At 44.6% G+C, this 22,701-nt stretch carries 17 protein-coding genes; 5 read left to right on the top strand and 12 right to left on the bottom strand.

Annotation, left to right across the window (positions count from 1 at the left end; all coding sequences use genetic code 11):
* The first annotated feature begins 142 nt into the window (after positions 1-142).
* The 3 genes from BLS69_RS08245 (at position 143) to BLS69_RS08255 (ending at position 4,385) form a co-directional block, all read left to right on the top strand.
* The gene (locus tag BLS69_RS08245) at positions 143-1,633 is read left to right on the top strand and encodes a MocR-like pyridoxine biosynthesis transcription factor PdxR (protein ID WP_091030255.1); all 1,491 of its coding nucleotides are present in this window, start codon (positions 143-145) and stop codon (positions 1,631-1,633) included.
* Between the two features lie 59 nt (positions 1,634-1,692).
* Complete coding sequence (locus BLS69_RS08250) at positions 1,693-3,714, top strand: ATP-dependent DNA helicase (protein ID WP_091030258.1); 2,022 nt, start codon at positions 1,693-1,695, stop codon at positions 3,712-3,714.
* A 143-nt stretch (positions 3,715-3,857) separates the two neighbouring features.
* A complete protein-coding gene (locus BLS69_RS08255) occupies positions 3,858-4,385 on the top strand; it encodes a DinB family protein (protein ID WP_091030261.1) in 528 nt (175 codons plus the stop codon).
* 68 nt (positions 4,386-4,453) lie between these two features.
* On the opposite strand, the gene BLS69_RS08260 is transcribed toward BLS69_RS08255, so the two are convergent.
* The 5 genes from BLS69_RS08260 to BLS69_RS08280 all read right to left on the bottom strand — a co-directional run bounded on the left by BLS69_RS08260 (position 4,454) and on the right by BLS69_RS08280 (position 10,837).
* Complete coding sequence (locus BLS69_RS08260; protein WP_091030263.1) at positions 4,454-5,395, bottom strand: family 43 glycosylhydrolase; 942 nt, start codon at positions 5,393-5,395, stop codon at positions 4,454-4,456.
* Between the two features lie 30 nt (positions 5,396-5,425).
* Positions 5,426-7,144, bottom strand: a complete 1,719-nt coding sequence (locus BLS69_RS08265; protein ID WP_091030265.1) for a discoidin domain-containing protein — start codon at positions 7,142-7,144, stop codon at positions 5,426-5,428.
* Between the two features lie 72 nt (positions 7,145-7,216).
* Positions 7,217-8,902, bottom strand: a complete 1,686-nt coding sequence (locus tag BLS69_RS08270) for a type 2 periplasmic-binding domain-containing protein (RefSeq protein WP_091030268.1) — start codon at positions 8,900-8,902, stop codon at positions 7,217-7,219.
* 252 nt (positions 8,903-9,154) lie between these two features.
* Positions 9,155-10,024 carry a carbohydrate ABC transporter permease gene (locus tag BLS69_RS08275; RefSeq protein ID WP_017688372.1) on the bottom strand — a complete coding sequence of 290 codons (870 nt, stop codon included), beginning with the start codon at positions 10,022-10,024 and terminating at the stop codon, positions 9,155-9,157.
* Between the two features lie 18 nt (positions 10,025-10,042).
* The gene (locus tag BLS69_RS08280; protein WP_260632754.1) at positions 10,043-10,837 is read right to left on the bottom strand and encodes an ABC transporter permease; all 795 of its coding nucleotides are present in this window, start codon (positions 10,835-10,837) and stop codon (positions 10,043-10,045) included.
* Between the two features lie 407 nt (positions 10,838-11,244).
* Between BLS69_RS08280 and BLS69_RS08285 the strand changes: the two genes are divergently transcribed.
* Positions 11,245-12,954: a sensor histidine kinase gene (locus BLS69_RS08285; protein ID WP_091030270.1), complete on the top strand. Its 1,710-nt coding sequence runs from the start codon at positions 11,245-11,247 to the stop codon at positions 12,952-12,954.
* Entirely contained in the window at positions 12,954-14,303 is a 1,350-nt protein-coding gene (locus BLS69_RS08290) for a response regulator transcription factor (RefSeq protein WP_091030272.1), read from the top strand. Before BLS69_RS08285 ends, BLS69_RS08290 begins: the two co-directional genes overlap by 1 nt.
* A gap of 112 nt (positions 14,304-14,415) precedes the next feature.
* Here the strand turns inward: BLS69_RS08290 and BLS69_RS08295 are convergent, their stop codons facing one another.
* The 7 genes from BLS69_RS08295 to BLS69_RS08330 all read right to left on the bottom strand — a co-directional run bounded on the left by BLS69_RS08295 (position 14,416) and on the right by BLS69_RS08330 (position 22,684).
* On the bottom strand, positions 14,416-15,513 hold the full coding sequence (locus BLS69_RS08295; protein WP_091030274.1) for a GerAB/ArcD/ProY family transporter: 1,098 nt from the start codon (positions 15,511-15,513) through the stop codon (positions 14,416-14,418).
* A 254-nt stretch (positions 15,514-15,767) separates the two neighbouring features.
* On the bottom strand, positions 15,768-16,970 hold the full coding sequence (locus BLS69_RS08305) for a Ger(x)C family spore germination protein (RefSeq protein WP_091030279.1): 1,203 nt from the start codon (positions 16,968-16,970) through the stop codon (positions 15,768-15,770).
* Between the two features lie 5 nt (positions 16,971-16,975).
* A complete protein-coding gene (locus BLS69_RS08310) occupies positions 16,976-18,421 on the bottom strand; it encodes a spore germination protein (RefSeq protein ID WP_091030282.1) in 1,446 nt (481 codons plus the stop codon).
* 200 nt (positions 18,422-18,621) lie between these two features.
* The gene (locus tag BLS69_RS08315; protein ID WP_091030284.1) at positions 18,622-19,968 is read right to left on the bottom strand and encodes an LLM class flavin-dependent oxidoreductase; all 1,347 of its coding nucleotides are present in this window, start codon (positions 19,966-19,968) and stop codon (positions 18,622-18,624) included.
* 35 nt (positions 19,969-20,003) lie between these two features.
* Positions 20,004-20,837 (bottom strand): ABC transporter permease, encoded by an 834-nt coding sequence (locus BLS69_RS08320; RefSeq protein WP_091030286.1) that lies wholly within the window; start codon positions 20,835-20,837, stop codon positions 20,004-20,006.
* Positions 20,838-20,842: 5 nt separating this feature from the next.
* Positions 20,843-21,637 carry an ABC transporter permease gene (locus BLS69_RS08325; protein ID WP_091030287.1) on the bottom strand — a complete coding sequence of 265 codons (795 nt, stop codon included), beginning with the start codon at positions 21,635-21,637 and terminating at the stop codon, positions 20,843-20,845.
* 15 nt (positions 21,638-21,652) lie between these two features.
* Positions 21,653-22,684 carry an aliphatic sulfonate ABC transporter substrate-binding protein gene (locus BLS69_RS08330; RefSeq protein WP_091030289.1) on the bottom strand — a complete coding sequence of 344 codons (1,032 nt, stop codon included), beginning with the start codon at positions 22,682-22,684 and terminating at the stop codon, positions 21,653-21,655.
* Positions 22,685-22,701 lie beyond the last annotated feature (17 nt).

The following is a 22,701-nucleotide window of genomic DNA, read 5'->3' on the forward strand; positions in this document are numbered from 1 at the left end:
TCCTCCTAATTAACTTTTGGGTGGTTTTCAATAAAGGCATCGCTCTAATCTATGATTTAGTATAGAATGAGAATGGTCATATAAAAAGATCCAATATTTTTGGTTTTTATTGTACCACTTCAATGATAACTCTGGAGGTCCTATGCAATTTCATGTAGCTTACAGTTCATATTTGAACCGAAAATATACAAAGATGAAAGCTCTATATCATGCCATTCGTGATGCAATTCATGAAGGTAATCTTATACATGGTGAGAAGTTACCCTCTACTAGAGAGTTAGCTGCGACGTATCACATTTCCAGAGGAACTGTGAATCAGGTCTATGATACGTTGACTGCTCAAGGTTACATTCATTCAGAGCATGGAAGAGGAACCTTTGTTGCTTACCAGTTGGATTTGAACAATAATGCGTCCACCGTGAAAGCTTGTACGCATCACTTATCCGCCTGGGGAAATCGTATTCAGCAGTTTGAACAGCATTCGATTCAAAGAAATGCACCAGCCAATGCTCATACACATGATTTCAGAATGAATAGCGACGAAGTGATCGACTTTAGCAAATATCAACCTGATTTCTCCAAGTTTCCTTACGATGAATGGAATAATCGATTGTATGCAGAGATAAGGCAGCGTGAGCATCACCTGAAAACAACTTCTGCCATGGTTAGTTCAACCGGGGATCCAAAATTGAGAGAAGCCATTGCTGCCTATCTTCGAAGGATGCGGGGCATTCAAGTCGATCCGGATCATATTGCAGTAACTGCAGGCTCCATGCAAGCTATAGCTCTACTCACTCAATTACTTGCAGATCCTGGGGATTATGTAGTGACAGAAAGTCCTTGTTATGTCGGAATTTCTAAAGCCATATTGGCTGCGGGTGCAAAGTTGATTGAAGCTAATCTCGATGGTCAGGGCGTTGTGCCTCAAGACTGGGAAGCACGTATGTTGTTTGTCACGCCGTCACGACAATTTCCTACTGGTGAAATGCTCAGTCTGGAACGCAGACAAACCTTGCTGGACTGGGCACAGCGAAATGATGCCATGATTGTTGAGGATGATTATGATAGTGAATTCCGATATCGCGGAATGCATGTTGAACCACTGAAAACACTCGATAAAGCTGGACGTGTAATCTACCTGGGTAGCTTTACAAAAACCTTGCCTTTAGAAGTACGACTTGGTTATGTGGTTCTTCCCCCTACCTTGGCTGACACCTTTAGAAAGGCACAGGCATTATATGAGCCAAGACCCGTCAACCTGATCGAACAACGGGCATTAGCTGCATTCATGACAAGCGGTCAATATGAGCGTCATCTGCGCAGAATGAATCGATTATACAGTCGCAAATTCCATCTGTTACTCAAACTTTTGAACAAACACCTCTCTACATGGTTTGATTGGGTGGAGAATGAAGCGGGTCTACACGTGTTTGGTTGGTGGCGAGGTAATGTGACCACTTATGAAGCCTTTCGGGAATCAGCTAGGTCACAAGGTGTGGTATACTCAGAAGTCAGCAGTTCAACGTCTGTTGGTACGAAGTATGGTATCTATTTGTCTTTTGCACATTTGTCAGATGAACAATTACAGGAAGGCGTATCCAGATTAAAAAATGCCGTTACAACTGCATTGTGAGGTAAATCGTCTCCAAAGTGAGTACAAGAAGATCATCATTCGGAAGAGGGGCGATCATTATGAATTGGTTAAATGAACTTTACAAAATTAATAAGCAGGAACCGGACAAGGAAATCGAACGTTCTTTGGTTAACGCCATCTTCCGAATATATGACCGGTTCCCCCGAATCGGCCTTAGAGAGCGGATCGGACAGCAAGAAATGTCTCTCGATATCGCCGATGCTTATATCCATGGACATAATGCCATGATTGAAGCTGGTGTCGGAATTGGTAAGTCTTTTGCGTACCTGATCCCAAGCCTGCTCACGAATCAAATGTCTCAGAAACCAGTCATTATAGCTACCTCCTCCATTCAGCTCTCGGAACAGATACATAAAGATTTAAGGATCATTGGTAGTCGGTTGGGATTCTCAACGGTTCGCTCCGTCGTGGGAAAAGGCATGGGTCAGTATGCCTGCCGAAGTAGAGCAGCGGAATGGATCAGTCTTGATGATGCTAACTCCTCCGTGTCTACCCTTGCGCAGCGCATATTAGATTATGAAATTGATGAAAGAGCCGATATTAAAGCTGGAATTAGTGATGCTGAATGGTCCCACGTTTCCGTGAATGATTGCAAATTTGAACGTTGTCATCATAAAACTGCATGTTTGTTTTACGATATGAGAGCGAAATTAAATGCAAAAGCTCACGAGATTGATTTTATTATCGTGAACCAGGACTTGCTCATACGGGATTTGATGAAGAAAAAAGAAGGAACCAAAAGCATCATCTCGGAACAGCCTGCTCTGATCGTCATTGATGAAGCGCATAATCTGGAAGCAAAAGTTCGGGATGCCAGAACACTTGAGTTCACTTATCGAGGAATTTGCCGCATTCTGGATACCACGGTGCAGCTTCTAACGAAACAGTCCGGGGATAAAAGTCTCTTCTCACAATCCAAGTTCATCAAAAACTGCGCTGAGCGCATCTTCAAACAGGTAAACGCGGATCTTCTCGACCATGCCAAGCAGGATAACGACCGAATCAAAGTGTCAAAGATCAAAGGAATACCGTTGAACCAGGTCTCGAACGAATTAAAAGATCTCAGTCTACGTCTTTCCATTTTGACCTCACGCCACGAGCGGGAGATCGATGACGCTTTTGAAGCCATAAATGGGCTCATTACGCTCATCCATGTCTTGGCTGAAATAGAGGACAACTATCTCAGATGGGCAAGCAGTCCCCTGGGAGTAACCACAATCAGCATCTGTCCCAAAGATATAAGCCAATTTCTGAAATACGCTTTATTTAATGGCAAGGTACCTGTAATCCTAACATCAGCAACGCTGTGCCAAGGCGGGGATACGCTGGAGGAACAATATTCTTATATGACGCACTCCCTCGGTTATAAGGGAGATTTCCTAGAGCGCCAACCCTCCCCTTTTGACTACACCAACCATGCCATGATGTATATTTCGAACAAAGTTCCCTATTACCACCACGATCAGCGCGAAAACTATCTTGAAGCAGCGTACAACGAAGTGGTTCAACTCTGTAATCTAACTCAGGGAAGAACAATCGTCCTTTTTTCAGCAAAAGAGGACATGAAGTACATTCACAAAAAGTTGATCTCAAGGGCTAATGAATACACATGGGCAGTCCATGTTCAAAAAGAGGGATCATCACAGGACAGTGTCATCGCCGAATTCAGGAAAAGCAAAGGTGTACTGCTGGGTACCGGTGTATTCTGGGAAGGTGTGAATATCGAGGGGTCTGACCTGTCACAGGTCATTATTTTCCGTCTGCCCTTCCCTGTTCCTTCTGATCCTGTTTATGAATATAAGGCATCTGTAACGGAGAATCCGTTCATGGAGGTGTTTGTACCGGACATGCTTCTTCGGTTACGGCAAGGAACGGGTCGCTTGATCCGTAGTGAAACGGACCTTGGCATACTCAGCATACTTGACTCCCGTCTCAGCGCAGCGGCTAAAAAGAGTTACCGGGAACAAGTGCTGGACACGTTGCCGTTCAAAAAAGTGACGGAAGATTTTGCGGTTTTAGAGAAGTTTGTTCAAAATAAGAGGATACGACGAACGGATTAGAAGTGGAATAACACGTAACCTTGAAAAGCTGCCTAAATAACATGAAACAGCCCTTCCGCTCATAACGCGGAGGGGCTAATTTCATGCTGTAGGATATATGCTACAATATATTCCAGATCTACGATCACAAAGGAGGCATTACCATGGTTGAAAGACCAACTACAGATGAATATGCAGCTTATTATGAAGGGTACATCCAGCTTGTTCCTGAAGGAAACATCATTGAAATGTTGGAGCAGCAGGCCAACATCTTACAAAATTTGCTCTCTTCATTGACAGAGGAGCAAGCAAATTATCGGTACGCCGAAGACAAATGGAGCGTAAAAGAGGTCATCGGCCACCTTTTGGATAACGAACGCATCATGAGCAGTCGATTGCTTCGCATCGCCAGAGGTGACCAAGCAAATCATCCCGGTTACGATCAGGACGTGCTTATGCAGACCCACCCTTTCAATGCATATACCCTGGCCGATTTGAGCGAAGAATATACCGTCACACGTCGCTCAACCATTCTTATGCTCCGTCGCCTCACCCCGGAAGCATGGCTCTGTAAAGGGATCGTCAGTGATAACACTGCTTCAGCTCGATCGATTGCATTTGTTATGGCTGGACATGAGCTCCATCATTTATCCGTACTTCGCGATCGCTATTCGTTAGATTTGAAATTATAAAATTCATTCAAAAAGAGACTTTGAACCTGCATTCTCAGTAGGATCAAAGTCTTTTCTCATCAGTCGTTTTATCGTTCAAAATGAATCAGATGTGTATCCTCTCCCAAAGATAATGTGGAATAATGATTCAGAATAGGAATGTCTCCATTGAATTCAATGGGCAGGACCACATAGCTGGATTGGAAGTAATCCGATCCGTTCCAGCGATCTGCAAAGTATAGATACTCCTCTTCTGATCGCTTCAGCACAAATGCTGGTTGCGTTTGGTACGTCGTTTCATCGCCAAAATCGCTTAGCATCCCCCATGGTCCATCCATCGTATCCGCCATCGCGTATTTCCCTTGATTGGGGTCCCAGCCTGTGCAAAATGAGGTCAGCATATAATATTTACCGTTCCGCTTGAAGACGGCTGGCGCCTCTCGATATTCCCCCTGCCACAGCTTTCCGACAAGACTTTCAACATTAAGGTAATCTTCCTGCAGGCGATAGATGTGCAGGTCCGCATTGTCTCTGGCAGCCGAAATAAAATATGCTGTCCCGTCATCGTCCTGAAAGAGCGTGCAGTCACGCGACATATACCCGTACGGATTAAAGCTGCCATGATACACGAAATGGCTATCCGGATAATCAGATGTGACTATGGCACATGCAGCATCATTGTAATTGTCACCATTCTCATAGTGAACCCAGAGGACAAACTTTTTTGTCACCGCGTTGAACAGCACTTTAGGCCGTTCGAGATTTACTTTTCCACCTTTATCGTTCACTAATCTCAGATTCGTCCGAACTCGAATGGGTGCAGCTGGCGTAGAGGTCGTCAAGATATGGTTCCGAAACTCCCAGTTGAATAGATCTTTGGAACGGTAACAACTCACATATATATCTTCTCTACGATCTTCACCATACCAGTAATAATAATCGTCATGAAACAACATATGTCCACCATGAGCATGGATTGGATTACCACTTGAATCATTCCAGATGCCACCATTGGTTAGTTGATTATTCACACCGTTACCTCTCTTCTTTTAAGAACATCGTTAATTGGTGTCCGATCCAAATACCTTCACTTCCCAAAGTCTTGGCGTGTACCAATTGTTGGGATTGTTATGAAGTGCCGCATTTTGCATATTAATTCGTACATACCTGGCAGCAGTGCTCGATAGCGTATCTGATGTGAAACCGTAAGATGTATTGTTGGTTCTATCCAATGCCACGGTCCAGTTTACATTATCCGTACTAGTCTCGATTTTATATTTGTAATAACCTTCGGAGCCTTTTTGCATCCACCAGGAGATTTGAACATTATTCAATTGCTGAACGGAACCAAGGTCGACCTTCCACCAATGTGGCCAGGAGCTGCCTGTGCCGATCCATTCGGTTTGATAGTTACCATCATTAGCATAACTTGCCGGGTTTGTGCCAGTAGCCGTTTGGGCTGTTGCCGGTTTACCTTGTGACAGCAGTTTCCCATTTTGAACGGGAACGACGACATCATCACTTGTGTTGTACAGGACTTGATCAAAATAATCATAAAATGCGTAACCATCGGAGAACCAAACGGGAAGCAAACGTTCCTCCGTTGTTCCATTTTGCGTGCCTGCCCAGCCGAACATCCAGCGATACGCAACCATAACCACGTTGTTACCCGTATCTGGCTTCACCCGCATGACGGAACCCGACTGCGCCGAGAAGGTTGACGTGTTGCCAATTGTCCGTAATTCAGACCAATTTCCGTCTATGCTATTTGCTGATGAATACAAGGGTATACTCGGGTACCAACCTGCCGCTTGGGAAGAGAACAAATAATAAATGCCATCTTTTTTGATCATCTTGGGCAGTTCCCTGTGTTGATTTTGATAAATAACAGAAACTTGGTGATCCACATCCAGCCAATCGGAGGTTAACTTATATAAGATGGTGTCCGAATTATTATTGGCCGTAGAGATCAGATACGCCGAATCATCGTCATCTTTGAAAATGGAGATATCCCGGGATTGGTTCCCTTCCGGCCGAAAGCTTTTGTGAAATGTAAAGTCTTCTCCAGGTGTAGCTGAAGCCACAGATACTCTGGCAAGCGTGTAATCTGTACTATTTTCATAGTGAGCCCAAAAAACGAATTTGTTTGTGGGCGCATGGTATAGAATATTAATCCCCTCAAATTTGGAGTTCGCCAGATCGGGATGATCCGTGTAGGACAGGACCACTTTGTCGTTACCGTAGGTGATATCATCTGTTGATGTCTGTTGAATCATTTCTCCAAATCCACCTGATGGCTTTTGAACAAAATTAAACCTGTAGTAGGTATCCCCAACTTTAAGTTCATTCGGGAGCATAAGCGTTGATTGCGTTGTGTTATCAAAAGTTGTGAGGTCTTCTGGAAGGCTGTAAGGGGTATATTCTGGCGAGACAGCGGAGGTTAACAAGGAAGTTCCGCCATATGCCTTCACTTGATACTTGTATGTGTTACCTATATTGAGTTCATAATCATCCGTCGTTGTACCGGTTAAGGTCTGTAAAAACGTATAAGGCGCATTGTTCTCGGATCTGTATAACTCGTATGCAGTCGCTCCCTGGACAGGTGCCCAATGAATTTTGGCATTGGATACTTTGGATTCATTCTTCAGGACAAACAGTGTTGCAGCGATCTTGGTCTCTTCACCAGCAGTAGCGTGAACGGTTTGAGTTGAGGACGTTAAATGTACTGTTAACAACATCAATGCAATGACGATAGCCATCCACGATTTACCTTTGATCATGTCTCATCATCTCCTTTTTTTAGAAGACCAACCTCCCTGTTGCCGGAAGGCTGGTTCAGGTGAAACTAGACTTTATTTCAAATTCATCAGTGTCATTACATCCGTCTCGCTGGCTTGGTTGTACCATTCGTTAACTTCTTCGATAACGGTGTCTCCACCTTTTTCATGCCACTGTTTCACAAAGGTATCAAATGCTTCAAGCGGCTCATTGCCATATATGATTTTGGTGAACGTCTCTTGTTCCATGGTAGTCAACTGTTCCCACACATTTTGCATCGTTGGTGTTGGTGGACCGTTAAACTCATTTGGCAGTAAAACATCTCTGTTTTCATACGAAATCCGATATCCATCCTGTGTCGTTTGATCTTTTGAAGCGCTTTGAATGAGGACGCCCGTGTCGGCTTTAACTCCATTCGCCAGATCGTAGTACGATTGGCCAGGACCATCAACACTCGGTGTATTCTTGGTAAATGCCATTTTCCCAACGCCCTGCACAGCCTCTAATGGCGTATTAAATTTTGTTGGATCAAAAGTGACTTCGTCGTTGACGATATCGTAATCGTATCCCTGCGCGTAGCCGTATTTAAAATCTCCCGTGCTGAACGCCGCGTCGTACATTTTATCGTAGTACAAGAAGAAGGCTTCCATGTTCTGAAAATCCTTGTTAAACATGAACACACCATCGTTCAACTGGGCGGATTGATAGGTCTTATCACCGTTCACACCTTGAATGGTCGGATAAGCACTGATTTTTGCACCCTCCACATTTTTCTCTACGTCCTTCACACTGTCGTAAAGCCAAGGACGACCAATGATGATACCAGCTTTCCCCTCCGTAAAATCGGACAGTGCATCCCATGCACCTTGGGTGGCTAATTCTTTGTTCAAGTACCCTTTTGCATACCAATCGCGTAACTTGGCAAGTGCCTCTTTGTTGCCAGGAGTCACAGATCCATACGTGAGTTTGCCATTGTCGTTATACCATTGCCTTGGAAGATGTTTGCCCGTGTATGCGCTGAATATCATGACCGGATCGCTGACCCAGCCCGTATTGTAGGAATCTTTACCTGAAAAAGTAAAGCCGTATGTGTCTTTCTTGCCGTTCCCATCGGGGTCCTCATTAGTGAACGCCGCGATGACTTGTTCAAACTCCTCAATCGTTGTTGGCGCTCTCAAGTTTAAACTGTCCAACCAGTCCTGGCGGATCAACATGACTTCACCTTCCGTCAAATTCGGCGCAATGGCCATCCCGTAGACCTTGCCCTCCCTAACCACTGGATTGAAGGTGGTCGGGTATTGTTTGTATATTTCTTTTATCCGGTCAGGCATGTAGGTTGAGATGTCTTCTGTAATCTCCTTGACTTGCCCCGACTCAATCAGATCATTGACCAGCATGGTGTCATAGACGGGCAGAACGTCTGGCAGCTTCTCGGAACCCGTCAACGCCAGCCGCAGCTTGGTATTGTATTGTGAAGCATCACCTCCCAGCAGGGTGGTTTGGATTTTGATACCCAGGTTTTGTTCGCCCCAGCGGGTCAATACATTGTCATTTAACGTCTCACCGTTGATGTACTTTCCAGCATTTTCATCCTGTTGTTTGGCGATGGTGATCGTAAACGGTGGATCATATTTTCCGTCCTTAAGCACCGATGCCGGTGCGGTCTCGGAAGCACTCTCCCCTTTGCTACAGCCAGCCATAAGAATAGCCGACAGCATAACCATACTTACCATTTTCCATAAATCAGTTCTTTTCTTCATGGAAACATGCCCCCTTCACTCACTCAATTTGTTTTCTATATAAGCTCAACTAATTTCATATTTACACTGACACTCCGATGACAGAATAACCTTCCGATCGCTGTTATCCCCAGATTTTATGAATCCCCCTTATATGGGGAAAATCCGGGGATAAAGGCGAACGCTCCGCTTCTTCAGATTATTTCTGTCCTCTCCGTTATCGTGTAAATTTTAGTTGAATTTATATAGCGATCCAATTTTTCGTCATCCTAACTATTCTTTGACGGCACCTAGTACAATTCCCTTCACGAAATATCGTTGTAAAAAAGGATAGACCAAAATGATCGGTAGTGTGCTGACGAAAATTTGAGCTGCTTTGATACTTTGTTCCGACATGGCAGCGACTTCAGACTGGCTCATCGCCATATTCTGCATATTGCTCTGCACAACGACCGTCTGTAAGAACGAAGCCAACGGATACTTACTTGCATCCGACATGTACAATATCCCGTCAAACCAGGAGTTCCAGTGCCCTACCATAATGAACAAGGATACGGTCGCGATGCCAGGTAGAGATAATGGTAAATATATTTTGCTGAGAATTACAAAGAAGGACGCTCCATCAATGAAAGCTGCTTCTTCCAAGGCTTTGGGAATCGTTTTGAAAAAATTGACGAGAAGAATCAAATTATAAGCACCAAAAGCGCCTGGAAGTACAAGCGCCCATATGGTGTCCTTTAATCCAAGGGCGGTGATCAATATGTAAGAAGGTATCAATCCCCCCGAGAAGAGCATGGTAAAGATAAAAAACCACATGAGCACGTTGCGTCCCCGGAATTCCTTAGACAGGGCATATCCTGCACAGGTAAGAATAAACATGCTGATGGTTGTACCCAATACGGTTCGAGTGATGGATGTTAGCATGGCACCGTTGAAATTAGAATTGTTGAACGTTTTTACATAGGCGTCCACATTGAACCCGACCGGCCAAAATGAAACCATATTACCGCTAATGGCCGCTTTGCTACTGAGCGATTGTGCCAACAGATGAAGCAGTGGTAGAAAACACGCCAGCCCCGCCAGTATCATGAACGCGTAATTAAAATAGGAGAATACTCTATAGCCCGTCGTTTTATGGTACATGATCCATCTCCCTCCTTGTTAGAATATTTTGTAATTGGCATACTTATAGGCCAGCCTGTAAGAGACAACGATCAAGATCAAGCTAATCCCCGATTTGAACAGTCCTACAGCGGTTCCGAAGCCGTATTGCCCGTTTAACAAGGATGAACGGTAGACATAGGTGTCAATGATATCTCCCGTACTGTAGACAAGCGGATTGTACAGATTGAAGACTTGATCAAAGCCCGCGTCCAGAATATTGCCCAGACTCAGCGTAGAAATGACGATAATCATGGGCAACATGCTAGGTAACGTGACGTATCGAATTTGCTGCCGGCGTGTGGCCCCATCGATCTCGGCCGCTTCGTAATAAGATGGATTAATCCCGGCAATGGTCGCCAGATAAACAATCATGCCAAAACCAAAGCTCTTCCACACATCGCTGATCACAACCGTGAACCGAAACAGATCAGGGTCACCCAAGAAGTAAATGGGATCGTTCCCGAAAATTCGGGTTAAGATGTGATTGATTCCTCCGTCTAATCCGAGAATGTCGATCATCAACCCCGCGACCGTTACCCAGGACAAGAAATGCGGCAGATACACCAGTGTCTGTACACTTTTCTTAATGCCCATATTTCGGATCTCGCTCAGTAGAATAGCCATGACGATCGGAACGATAATACCAACGATAATTTTAGAAACGGCGATAATCAGTGTATTAACAATCGCTTGTGTGGCTTCTTTGTACTGGAAAATTCGTTCGAAATTATCTAACCCGATCCACCGTGAACCTGTGATGCCAAGCCATGGTTTGTAATCCTGAAATGCCATGAGCAGACCTACCATGGGGCCATAAGAAAAGATGCAGACAAACACAAAAGCGGGAATACACAGTACGTACAAAGGCCAGCTTTTCTTAAGTTCCTTTTTGAATGAAATTCGCTGGGGAATCTTTGTTTTTGTTTTTTTCGCGGATCTGGCGGGCACAATCTCGTTAATGTTGCATACCTCCTCTATGTTGGCTTTTCGAAAGCGATCCTTGAAGATAAGCTTAACAAAAGCGCTCTCACTCCAAAATGCCAAAATTTCAAGATCATCACCCCGCCCTGAACCATTTTAAAACCGCTTTCATTTATCGCGGATGCTACCCTTCCGCTTTTCGAAGGTTTGGCTTATATTAAAGTTAATCCGATCTGGAGTTTGAACTTCTACGTTTGGCGATATGAAAGGAAACACATATGATCAGAAAAATGTATATGAAGCGATTCATCTATTTCTTTGTTTTTTTTCTGCTGCTGACGTTAAGTTTGTTTTTCGTGATGAACCGATTGAGCTCCAAGACACTTGAAGAAAATCTGATTGGCGCTTCCAAAAACCAGCTTGATTATGTGAAAGGCATTCTTGACGGGATTATATACGAAGCTAACATGTACGGGGTTCAGTATGCGGCAGACAGTGATGTCCGGTTTTACCAGAGGCATGTTAACGAGCTGAACAATTACGATTCCCAAATGAAGAAAAACGATATCGTTGATCGCTTGCGGCAAACGCTCCTATCCAGTCGATCGATTGAATCGATCGGCATTTACTGGAAGTCTGAAGAAACGTTTCTGTCCACGAACAATACACCGGAAGCGAGACTTCCGTTCAAGGATGTTCATCAACGGGGATGGCAAATTGTCGGCAATAGCTTGTATTACTTTGCCCTCTACCCTTACATCCAAAAATCCGGACAAAATGAACCGACTCAGTACGTCGTTGGTGTAAAGCTGAATACCGATTATTTGAGAAATCTGCTGAAAAAGGCTGTGAACAACGACAGCTCAAACGCTTTTTTTTGGTTTAATTCCCATCAGTTATGGAGTGAGAAAGAAGTCGATAATGATCTTTTGAAAGCGGTTACTGAAATGCTTACGCCCCAGCCAGAGATCACTTTGAAATATGATTATCATACCAATTCGGACGATTATTATGTTCTTTCCCGATATATTGAATCAATCGACGCCTACCTGATTACATATACACAGACGAATGATTTTCTGCAACCGATTGACCGTAACCGCAAAGTATTTTTTGCCAGCATTTTAGCCGTTTTCACGCTTGGTTTGGTTGTGATCTTTACGTTTTATAGGAACTATTACCGTAATATTCGTTTGTTGGAACGGAAGTTTTCACAGGTCGAACAAGGCAATCACAACACCCGTATTACCGAAAATACGGATAGAGAGTTCTACAGCCTGTTCAGAAGTTTTAATCATATGGTTACCGAGATCCAGGATCTGTTCGTATCCTTGAAGACTGAAACGGAACTAAGACGAAGTGCGGAACTTCAACAACTCCAAGCTCAGATCAATCCTCATTTTTTGTACAACAGTTTGTTTTTCATCATGTCGGTGGCTCAGTTTTCACCTGATTCTGTCATGCGCATGAGCAAACATCTGGCTGAATATTATCGTTATTTAACGAAGTTGGACCGGCATGAAGTCACGCTGGAAAGCGAGCTTCAGTTTGCGGAACATTTCCTGATCATTATGGCTCTCAGCAAAAAAATGGAGTACAGCATTGATCTGCCACCAGAACTGGCCTCGCTTCCCCTTATGCCGTTGATCATCCAGCCAGTGGTGGAAAATGCGATTCAACATGGAATTGAAGGACAACAAGGTGCGCATCGGGTAACAATTGATGTCAAACAGACAGAGACTGCAATAACGATCAAGGTCTCCGATGACGGAAAAGGTCTTTCGCTCGATAATATCCGCAGCCTGGAGGCTCGGCTTGAGAGTGATACCCCGCCTGAAGGAATTAAAGGCGTAGGGCTCTGGAATGTAAATCGACGTCTGAAAAATACGTATGGCGAACTTAGCGGGTTACATTTTACTACCAATGATTGGGGCGGCTTGTCCGTCCTGCTGCTCATCAGCGTTCCCGAGGTGAAAGGAGATAACTAATGCGATTATTAATTGTGGATGACGGTCATTATGTCGTTGAGTATATGAAGCACTTGCTCGATTGGAACACCTTTGGCATTGATCAGATCGAGACGATGACCAATTCGATTGAAGCAAGGGACATGTTGACTCAAAACCACATCGACATTCTGATCACTGACATCCGAATGCCCGAGGTTTCAGGAATCGATCTGCTTCAACATATCCACCAACATAACTTGCCAACCAAAGTCATCATCCTTTCGGGCTACTCCGAGTTCGAATATGCGCAACAAGGAATTCGTTTAGGTGCGCTCGATTACCTGCTCAAACCTGTCGACAAAGATGATGTGGAGAAAGCCATGTCCAAAGCCATCAATAATATTACAAAGACACATCCCGCTCAATCGATCGCATGGGAGAACTTTGATGGATTGGCGTTTCTGCTATCGTTGCTTGGTCATAACGAGACATTAAGTAAGGAATATGAGGCTTATACCAAATTTTTAGAGAAACGCCGTTTTTGCTGCTTTAAGCTGGAGGGTTTTACACAGGAACATGAGGAGGTTATAAAACATGCTGTCGGAGACAAATTGGATCGTCTCGTTTGGAATGCGGGAACGCGACTGTTCGGTCTTGTTCCGGAAGAAGCTGCTGGGGAACTGACCATCAAACTGGAGCACTCGGTCGTGTCCCCTCCCTTTTCATTGACTGATCGCAACGTGACCCGTCAGATGTTCTACAGGTTCTTCCTTAATGAGGATGTACACTCAGAAGACTTCATAGGCATATTCAACCATTCTCCATCATGCGGTGATTGGGAGTCAGCCGGAAATATCATTAAAAAATATGATCAAATCCGTCTCCGAAAACAAAAGGTAATCTTTCTGATGGAGACCATTCGATATGTATATCTGACGGATAAGGATCGCGATACCTATGAGACCGTGAATTGGATGTTCAACCAGTTACGGCATCCTGATGAACTATCGTCAACTCTCATGGATCGGGTCAGTCGGATCAGAAACAACAAACAGATGTCCATTCAAACCATCGTTGACAAAGTGCAAACGTATATCGAAGAGCATCTGTCACATGGCCTTAGCCTGGATGAACTGGGGAAAGTTGCACATCTCCATCCCGTCTACTTTTCCAAACTGTTTAAACAGGAGACGGGCGAAAATGTGTCAAACTACATATCCAGGAAAAGGTTGGAGAAGGCTTCTCAACTGCTTCAAGATTCGGAACTCCGTGTCCACGATATAGCGCAGATGGTTGGTTACCGAAAAAATCAATATTTTATCCAGTTGTTCAAAGTGGAATACGGAGTTACGCCCTATCAGTACCGCAGAAATATGTTCCATCAATGAAACTCTATAGATGCTGATATGATTTTGCTATACTGTCTGCTCTGTTCTTCAAGAGCAGATGTGGTCATTCACCAGGGCGAAACTAATTCTTGTCTTCAGCAGAGGACAAGAATTAGTACTCCTTGATCGATTCTAACGATCCTTTAATCTTGCCAGTCAACCAAAGCACAGCAGGAAACATAATGCCGAAAATCATGGCATAATAAGGCCATACTTGATTTAACTCGATTATGAATGAAATGTTTGGCCATATGAAATTGGTCATGGCTAATATGATCAGGATCAGGGGAATCAACAGAGAGTTAGCGTTACGAAGACGAAAAGCATCCGCGAGCCCTTGTGCGGAAATATACAGAAGTAGCGCAAGGCGGAAAAAAATAGTAACGAACCAGACGATTGCCAGGATGATTTCGAATCGCTGAAGAAACTCGCCAATATTAATGGTTCGGTCAATAAAAAATGTAGGGAATGTCAAATCCGCTATTACACCAGCGCTGATGACTGTGATGATTTGCAGCATCATGAAAAAGTACATACTGCCGCTAATCAGAGCACTCACAATGACCGACTTTCTCCATTGTTTTGTATCCGAGAAGTGATGAGCAAAAAAAAGATAGAGGATCGCTTCTGCATAAGGAAAAGCAAATAAATTGATGGATGCAAGAACGACAGGTTTCAAACCGTTTTCCAAAATAGGAAGAAGATTGTTTAGCTCGGCCTCAGGAAGAAGAGTGATTCTGACCAATAGATACAGGACTAGAAAGAAAAAGAACAAAACTTCTGCACACCGCCCAATAACGATTGGACCCGAGCGGACAGCGAGATATACGGCTATGAGCATAATGAAATATATGGCGTCATAAGGTGTTTCGGGCATTATAGATGTCGTCACAAAGTCGCCTAGATTTCGAAGTGTCATGATACACTCAAGAAAGGGAAAGGAAAAAATGAAAACTATGGCAATAGTACCGCCCAGAGGGCCGAAGAGGCAACGTAGATACTCCACAAAAGTTCTCCCTTTCATGTGCCTGGCGATAGAGGTATACAAAGGTATCAACATCAGATGAAAGGCCAAGGAAATGGGAATGGAAAGCCAAGCATCCTGTTTAGCAACAGAGGTAATAGCCGCTGGCAGCACTAAGTATGCACTTCCTATTTGATACAGAGCAAACCATGTAATGGCCTGGCGAACAGTCAGCTTGGTATTCACTCCGAAGTCCCCTTCTATGATAATATTGTTGTAATGAACTCGCTTAATGGTTGGAATAGAATCCGAATTCCTACCAGTGGACTCGGCAGTTCAATATGCGCTATCCTCAGAACGTTTAATATAACTCCAACAGCAAAGAGTACCATGCCACATACGATTTCACGTATGTAGTGCTTCTCCTTCAATGCTCGAAATTCAATAACCATTGCGACAAAAGATCCTACAAGTATTACATATAACATATACATCCACTCCTAATTGTTCTGATAGGAATCGACGGAATTGGTAATTTTTCCGACACGGTTCAAACGATAACGAAGATTAACATCGACCTGGAGATGTTGAAATTTTCTGGTCCAGTCCTCTTTCCATTTATGCCACTCAGATGGGTACTTTCGATGAAAAGCCTCCCCGAACCCGAATATATCGGAACCGATATGCTGTGCATTTTGAATGCCTTCCTTTAAGATTTTTTCCTGTTCTTCTCTGCCTGCCACTTGAAACTCATTAAACGTCTTTTCATCCTTCAGGTCAGCATTACATGTAACCTCTCCGATGTTCGCTTCTGTATCCACTACAAGAGTAATGTGTGGCTCATTGTTTTTTATTTTTGGAATGATTTTTACGTTGTTATGAATGACTTCAAAAGCAAACTTCCCTTTGGAATTCGGACAGCCAACGGAAGCAACTGTACTGGAAACTCGATTGGATATGTAAGTAAAAGCCTTACTCTTGGATTCTTCTATCCAGCCAGTCAAACGGTCACCCTGAAAAACGCCAATTCCGGTAAATAAATAATTCACATGTTGAGGTGATTTTTTCACGTTATCGATGGTAAGACCTTTATTCAGATTGTTCAATCGAATGCCTGTAAGAACAGGCTCGATGCCCTCTTTCGTTAAACGCTGAAGAAGATCTTTGACATCGACCGCGGAGGTGGGTGCCCATGTTTTCTCAGATACTTTCAAAGCTTTATACATATCCATTGCAGGTAAAACCTCGGTTGGAGCTACAAAAGAAACGGCATCCTTCGCTGAACTTCCCCTGACAATAGCCAAATGGAAATCAGGCCGAACTTCATGATCCCGGAACAGAAAATCCAATGGCTTCTTAATGCCTTTTCTTGCTGTGTTCTCGTCAAAGATTACAAACTTCAAGTGTGACATGTACATTTTCCGAGATGATTCGGTTGTGAGTTTGCGAAGGGCTTCAAATAGCGTGTCAGCACGGCTGGAAAAAACGATTGTTGGCGACCGTTCCATAGCCCGATTACGAGACATTTGAGAAGGGTCAACAACTTGCAGACTGATCTCATATTGATCATCCACTGTATCAATACCCAAAGCTATCACGACGGAAATTTCGTTCAGCTCCTTACTGTTCCAACAACCCGTAACAACGACCATCAGCAATATGTAAATAAGAGGTTTTAAAATTCTGGATCGGTACGAGATCATGGGGCCTACTCCTTTTGTTTTTTGTGTTGCTTTGTTTTATTCCTGAATGGAAAACGTAATACGGCATCACTTTGCTTTAACGAATTGTAATTCGCCGAAGGACTCATATACGGCACACCTAATGAATGAAGGCTATTCAGATGTACAAAGAGTATGAGCATGCCCACAGTCAAACCATATACTCCATAGATCGCGGCTAACCCGATAAACACAAATCGCAATATCCGGATTGGAATGGCCATGGTGTAAGAGGGTATGACAAAGCTTGAAATAGCTGTAATGGCAACGACAATGACCATAACAGGTGAAACAATGTTTGCTTCTACGGCAGCTTGGCCAATAACGATGGAACCGACAATGGAAACTGCCTGCCCGACTGTTCTTGGCATTCGCAGGCCTGCCTCTCTCAGAATTTCAAAAATCACTTCCATGATTATTGCCTCTACAAATGCCGGAAAAGGTACTCCTTCACGCTGCGCGGATAAACTTAATAACAGTACCGTTGGAATCATATCCTGATGGAACGTTGTCAACGCAACATATATGGCTGGAGCCAACATACATATTCCCAGGGAGATGTATCTTAATATTCGAATAATACTGCTGTAAATATAAGATTGATAATAATCCTCTGCAGATTGAATGAAATCAACAAACACCGCAGGGGCAAGGATAACGAAGGGAGTTCCATCTACAAATATCGCAATTTTGCCATCCATGACTCCTGCTGCAATAGAATCTGGACGATCCGAATTATAGAAAATCGGAAATATAGTAAACTGTTTCTTCTCTGTGAGGGATTCTTCGAGATATTCACCTTCAAGCACACGATCTACGCTCATGCTTTTTAATCTGGATATCAAGTTCAGAACCATGTCCTGATCAGCGATCCCGTCCATATACATGACCGATATGTCCGTCTTGGTTTTTTCACCAACTTTGACGTTGGTTAGTCGCACTCTTGTATCTTTAACCCTGCGGCGAACCATTGTTGTATTTGTGCGTAACGTTTCCGTAAACGATTCTTGCGGACCTCTGATAACAGGCTGTGCCTTCGATTCTGTAATGCTGCGTTCTTCCCATCCTGGCAAAGAAATAACTAATCCTTCATCGATCCCGTCCAGTAACAATAGAACTCCGCCTGAAAGGATTTGATCCAACGCATCTTCAAAGCTCTGAACCAAACTTGCTTCGCCGACATCCAGAATGCTATTTTTCAAAAATGGTAAAGACATCTCATCGCTATCAGAATAGGCGAATTCATGCAATGGACGAATCACATTGTCTTGTACCTTCTGCATGTCAACCATGCCATCCAAATAAAACAGAGCGGCGTGATTCCTTCCAATAGTGATCTCACGAACAACAAAATCAGAACTGTTTCCCATGAAGTCACAGATAAGATCGATATTGCGAACGATTTGTTTGGAAAAATTGGGTTGCAACTTCATTTCACAATCCCCCTTGATTATGTAGTATTGGTACTAATTCGAAATATAATCATTGAGTTGTAAGTGCAATGTCCTTCTCTGACTGAATTAAAACCGAAAAAGAAGTCGCAAATTTTACGACTTCTCTTACTAAACATTATTTGATTGCCACAGATGGCAAAAGCAAATAAGCGACTATAAAATTGGTTCTTCTTAATGGATTAACGGTGGACTTGCTGTTTATGGCTTACTAAAACAGTTGGCTCAGAAAGTCCCAGATGCTCTCGCAGCGTCATCCCCTCATACTCTTCACGGAACAAGCCGCGACGCTGAAGCTCAGGAACGACGTGCTCAACAAAGTCATCGAGATCACCTGGCAGAACCGGCGGCATGATATTGAAGCCATCGCAGCCGTATCCATTGAACCACTCTTCCATGAGGTCGGCAAGCTGCTCCGGCGTTCCTACGAATTGCATATGACCACGGGCACCGAGAAGCCTCCGTCCGAGTTCGGCAATGGATAACTGCTCTTCACGTGCAAGGTCCATAATGAGTTGGACGCGACTTTTCATTCCGTTGCTTGCTTCGACCAGATCTGAAATGTCCGGTAGTGAACCGTCGGCAGGATATCCGCTGAGGTCTGTTTGAAGTATGCCAGACAGCATCATTACCGCTTCTTGGGGATCGATGAGATCTAGCAACTCCCGTTCCTTGCGTCGGGCCTCCTCTACAGTTGAACCGAGGATCGGCGACAACCCCGGCATGATGAGCAAGCTGCCACGCTCACGTCCAACAGCCAGAAGCTTCTCGTTCACCGTGCGATAGAAATCTTGCGCAGCTGTGAGTGACGTCTGTGCCGTGAAGATCACCTCTCCAACTTTTGCAGCGAAATCCTGACCTGGATCCGAGGAACCGGCCTGAATAAGGACGGGGTAACCTTGCGGTGGACTTGGCACGTTCAAAAGCCCTTGCGTCGAGTACCATTTCCCTTGATAATCTGCGATACGCAGCTTGGATTCATCGACGAACGTACCTGATGCCCGATTCATAACGATTGAATCCTGTGGCCAGCTGTCCCATAATGCCGTAACGACGTCAACAAATTCCTGCGCCATCTCGTAACGTGTTCCGTGTTCAGGATGCTTATCTCGTCCGAAGTTCCGAGCTTCGGTGTCAACTTGGGACGTGACGATATTCCAGCCAGTCCTTCCCCCGCTTATGTGGTCGAGCGTAGATAAACGGCGCGCGGCATTGAACGGCTCGTTATAGGTCGTCGACAGGGTTGCTGTCAACCCGATTTTATCGGTTACCATGGAAAGTGCGGAGAGTAGAGACACCGGGTCCAGCATGCCTGCAGCAGCCCGGCTGGGGTAGATCAAGTGCAGCAAGTCCGCAAAAAAAATCATATCAAACTTGCCTTTCTCAGCTGTCTGGGCAATCCGCTTATACCAATCGATATCGAACATCTTCTCTACCCCTGATTCCGGATGACGCCATCCGGCATGATGATGCCCAGTAAAATATATAAATGCACCAAGATGAAGCTGGCCCTGTCGTTTTTTCGTCATATCCGTTCCTCCGCTTTCATTCTAGATATCTATAATCAGCCTTTATATGTGTTATTCCATCGAAGGAATCTTCTTTCTACTAGTCTGACTGCCGAATCCGAGAGTTTACCAACCAAGGCGAACAGAATTATACCCACGAAGACAACATCCGTCTGTGCATATACACGTGCGTCTTGTATCATATAGCCGACTCCTGCGCTTGCACCCATCATCTCTGCCACGGCAAGCAATAACCAGGAGGCACCAACAGATAACCGAATGCCAAGCAGAATGTTTGGCAACGCCGAGGGAATAATTAGCCTGCTTAATAGCCTGAACTTAGAATATTGCAAGATGCGGGTAACCTCATAAAGCTTTCGGTCCGCACTGCGGACCCCCAAATGTGTATGGAAATAGAGCGGAAAAAACGATCCGATTGCAATGAGCAGTACTTTGGATAATTCCCCTACGCCAAACCAAAGAATGAACAACGGAATAACAGCTAACAACGGAACTGTCCGAAGCATCTGTATCGTCGGGTCAAGCGTCTGTTCAGCCCATTTGCCTAGACCAGTGAACACACCAAGTATTAATCCTGTAGCGGCTCCAAGTAAGAATCCTCCGCTTGCCCGAATAGTGCTGGTTGTGAGATGCTGTGTCATATCGCCGGTTACGCACAGTTGCCAAAATGTCCGCGCAATGCGGGATGGAGCTGGTAGTGCCGAGTCAGACAACAGTCCAAGAGCAGATCCCACCTCCCATAAAGCTAATATAATAACCGGTAACACCCAACCATACAGCCAATTCGGCATTCTCCAGTGGCGTTCCCTTCCCATCCCCATTTCTTTCTCATTAGCCTTCGATTGTAATGTCACATCGTTCAAACTCATAACTGTTATCCATCTCCCTCTATGGAATCCTGCCAACGCAACGATTTTTTCTCTGCCAACCTGACCAGTGAATCGGTCACTTTGCCAACAATCGCAAAAACAATAATGCCGACAAAGATGACAGACGTTAGCGAGAAGGAGCGTGCGTCATTGATGATGTAGCCGATCCCGGAGCTTGAACCCATCATTTCTGCGACAACCAGCCCGAGCCAGCTAACTGCAATCGAAAGACGTACGCCTAAAAACAGTGAAGGAAGTGAGGCAGGAATAATCAGCTTGGTAATGGTTTGAAATTTCGTGAATTCCAACACACGTGCTACTTCGAACAATTGACGATCCACCGAGCGAACACCCAAAAAGGCATTCACATATAAAGGAAAGAATGCTCCCTTGGCAATGAGTACGATCTTTGAAGTCTCGCCAAATCCGAACCACAGAATGAACAATGGCGCAACAGCCAAGTGAGGCAGTGTCCGAAGCAGCTGAAGCGACGGATCTAGCAATCGTTCCGCCTTTAACGAAAACCCGACCCATAATCCTGCGGCTAATCCCAGGCCACCGCCAAACAAGAACCCTAGTGCCGCTCTACCCGTCGAGCTGCGCAGATTGGTCAGCAGTTCTCCCGACGAGATCATGCGTCCGAACTCAGCTACGATGTCCTTCGGAGGCGGAATTAACACCGTATTTACCCACCCACTCGAGGATGCAATCTGCCAAATGATTAATATCGCTGCGGGTACCGACATCCCGATCAGGAGATGAATAGTCCGAAAAATAAGCTTGTTTTCCGATATTTGCATAACCGCACCCCTACTTTATTTAAGAGCTTTTTCAATGTATTGGTTGTCGAACACGTCAGCCACGTTGATTTCCTTGCGGATTGTACCTAATTCAAGTTGAAAGTTTGCAGTGTTCTGCTGATCCGCGATTATTTCGTCACTTACCGGGATATTGATCATTGCCGCCCGTGATTGCATGCCCTTCACCAGCTCAATCGGAATGTTTCGTTCGTCGGCATAGCGCTGAAACGCTTCCTCTTGATGATTAGCTTCCCACTGGCGGGCCTTCTCGAATGTTTTTAAATAAAGCGTAACAAGCTCCGGATGCTCATTCGCAAAATCCGAACGAACCAATTGGAAAGATGGAGATAGTACACCTTCGCTCTCCCCATCAGCCAGCACTTTTCCTTTGCCGCTTAGTGCATTCAGGGTAATGTATGGGTCCCAGACGGCCCAGGCATCCACTTTTCCACTTTCGAAGGAAGGCTGGGTTTCATCAGGTTGTAATTGAATTTCTTGAATATCGGAGTTTCCTAAACCAGCCTTTTCGAGTACTAGATAAAGGAAGTTGTAGGCGTTGCTGCCCTTCGTGACGGCGACCTTCTTGCCCTTGAGATCCGCAATGCTTTTGATCGGACTATCCTTCGGCACAATGATCGCTACATTGTTCTTGCCATCAAGTAGCTGTGAGATGATTTTGAAGTCAATACCAGCTGCTTGTGCAGAGATTGGGGGCATATTGCCCATGCCAGCAAAGTCCAGATGATTAGAGGCCATCGCTTCAATCATTGGAGGACCGCTCTGGAACTCCAACCACTCCACTTTTACCCCCAGCTCTCCAAATGCATCCTCAAACCACTTCTGTTCTTGTGCTTTACCGAACAAGCCACCCTTGCCCTGTACACCAATCTTCACCGTGACATCATCATCGGATGCATTCGGATTCGAATTATCTTCTACTGGCTTGGCATTCTTGCCATTGCTGGCGTTGTTATTTTCATTGCCGCATCCCGATACAACCAGTATCAGAACAAGTATGGCTGCAAACCAACCCAATTTTTTAATCATCTATTCGCATCCCCTTT

The sequence above is a fragment of the Paenibacillus sp. CF095 genome (assembly GCF_900101225.1).
GTDB lineage: Bacteria > Bacillota > Bacilli > Paenibacillales > Paenibacillaceae > Paenibacillus.

What these genes read in the sequence shown, in the direction of transcription:
- BLS69_RS08320 (WP_091030286.1), bottom strand. Translation starts at nt 20,837, where the DNA reads ATGAGTTTGAACGATGTGACATTACAATCGAAGGCTAATGAGAAAGAA.
- BLS69_RS08265 (WP_091030265.1), bottom strand. Translation starts at nt 7,144, where the DNA reads ATGATCAAAGGTAAATCGTGGATGGCTATCGTCATTGCATTGATGTTG.
- BLS69_RS08280 (WP_260632754.1), bottom strand. Translation starts at nt 10,837, where the DNA reads ATGGCATTTCAGGATTACAAACCATGGCTTGGCATCACAGGTTCACGG.
- BLS69_RS08285 (WP_091030270.1), top strand. Translation starts at nt 11,245, where the DNA reads ATGATCAGAAAAATGTATATGAAGCGATTCATCTATTTCTTTGTTTTT.
- BLS69_RS08250 (WP_091030258.1), top strand. Translation starts at nt 1,693, where the DNA reads ATGAATTGGTTAAATGAACTTTACAAAATTAATAAGCAGGAACCGGAC.
- BLS69_RS08270 (WP_091030268.1), bottom strand. Translation starts at nt 8,902, where the DNA reads ATGAAGAAAAGAACTGATTTATGGAAAATGGTAAGTATGGTTATGCTG.
- BLS69_RS08255 (WP_091030261.1), top strand. Translation starts at nt 3,858, where the DNA reads ATGGTTGAAAGACCAACTACAGATGAATATGCAGCTTATTATGAAGGG.
- BLS69_RS08315 (WP_091030284.1), bottom strand. Translation starts at nt 19,968, where the DNA reads ATGACGAAAAAACGACAGGGCCAGCTTCATCTTGGTGCATTTATATAT.
- BLS69_RS08330 (WP_091030289.1), bottom strand. Translation starts at nt 22,684, where the DNA reads ATGATTAAAAAATTGGGTTGGTTTGCAGCCATACTTGTTCTGATACTG.
- BLS69_RS08325 (WP_091030287.1), bottom strand. Translation starts at nt 21,637, where the DNA reads ATGCAAATATCGGAAAACAAGCTTATTTTTCGGACTATTCATCTCCTG.
- BLS69_RS08310 (WP_091030282.1), bottom strand. Translation starts at nt 18,421, where the DNA reads ATGAAGTTGCAACCCAATTTTTCCAAACAAATCGTTCGCAATATCGAT.
- BLS69_RS08245 (WP_091030255.1), top strand. Translation starts at nt 143, where the DNA reads ATGCAATTTCATGTAGCTTACAGTTCATATTTGAACCGAAAATATACA.
- BLS69_RS08305 (WP_091030279.1), bottom strand. Translation starts at nt 16,970, where the DNA reads ATGATCTCGTACCGATCCAGAATTTTAAAACCTCTTATTTACATATTG.
- BLS69_RS08275 (WP_017688372.1), bottom strand. Translation starts at nt 10,024, where the DNA reads ATGTACCATAAAACGACGGGCTATAGAGTATTCTCCTATTTTAATTAC.
- BLS69_RS08290 (WP_091030272.1), top strand. Translation starts at nt 12,954, where the DNA reads ATGCGATTATTAATTGTGGATGACGGTCATTATGTCGTTGAGTATATG.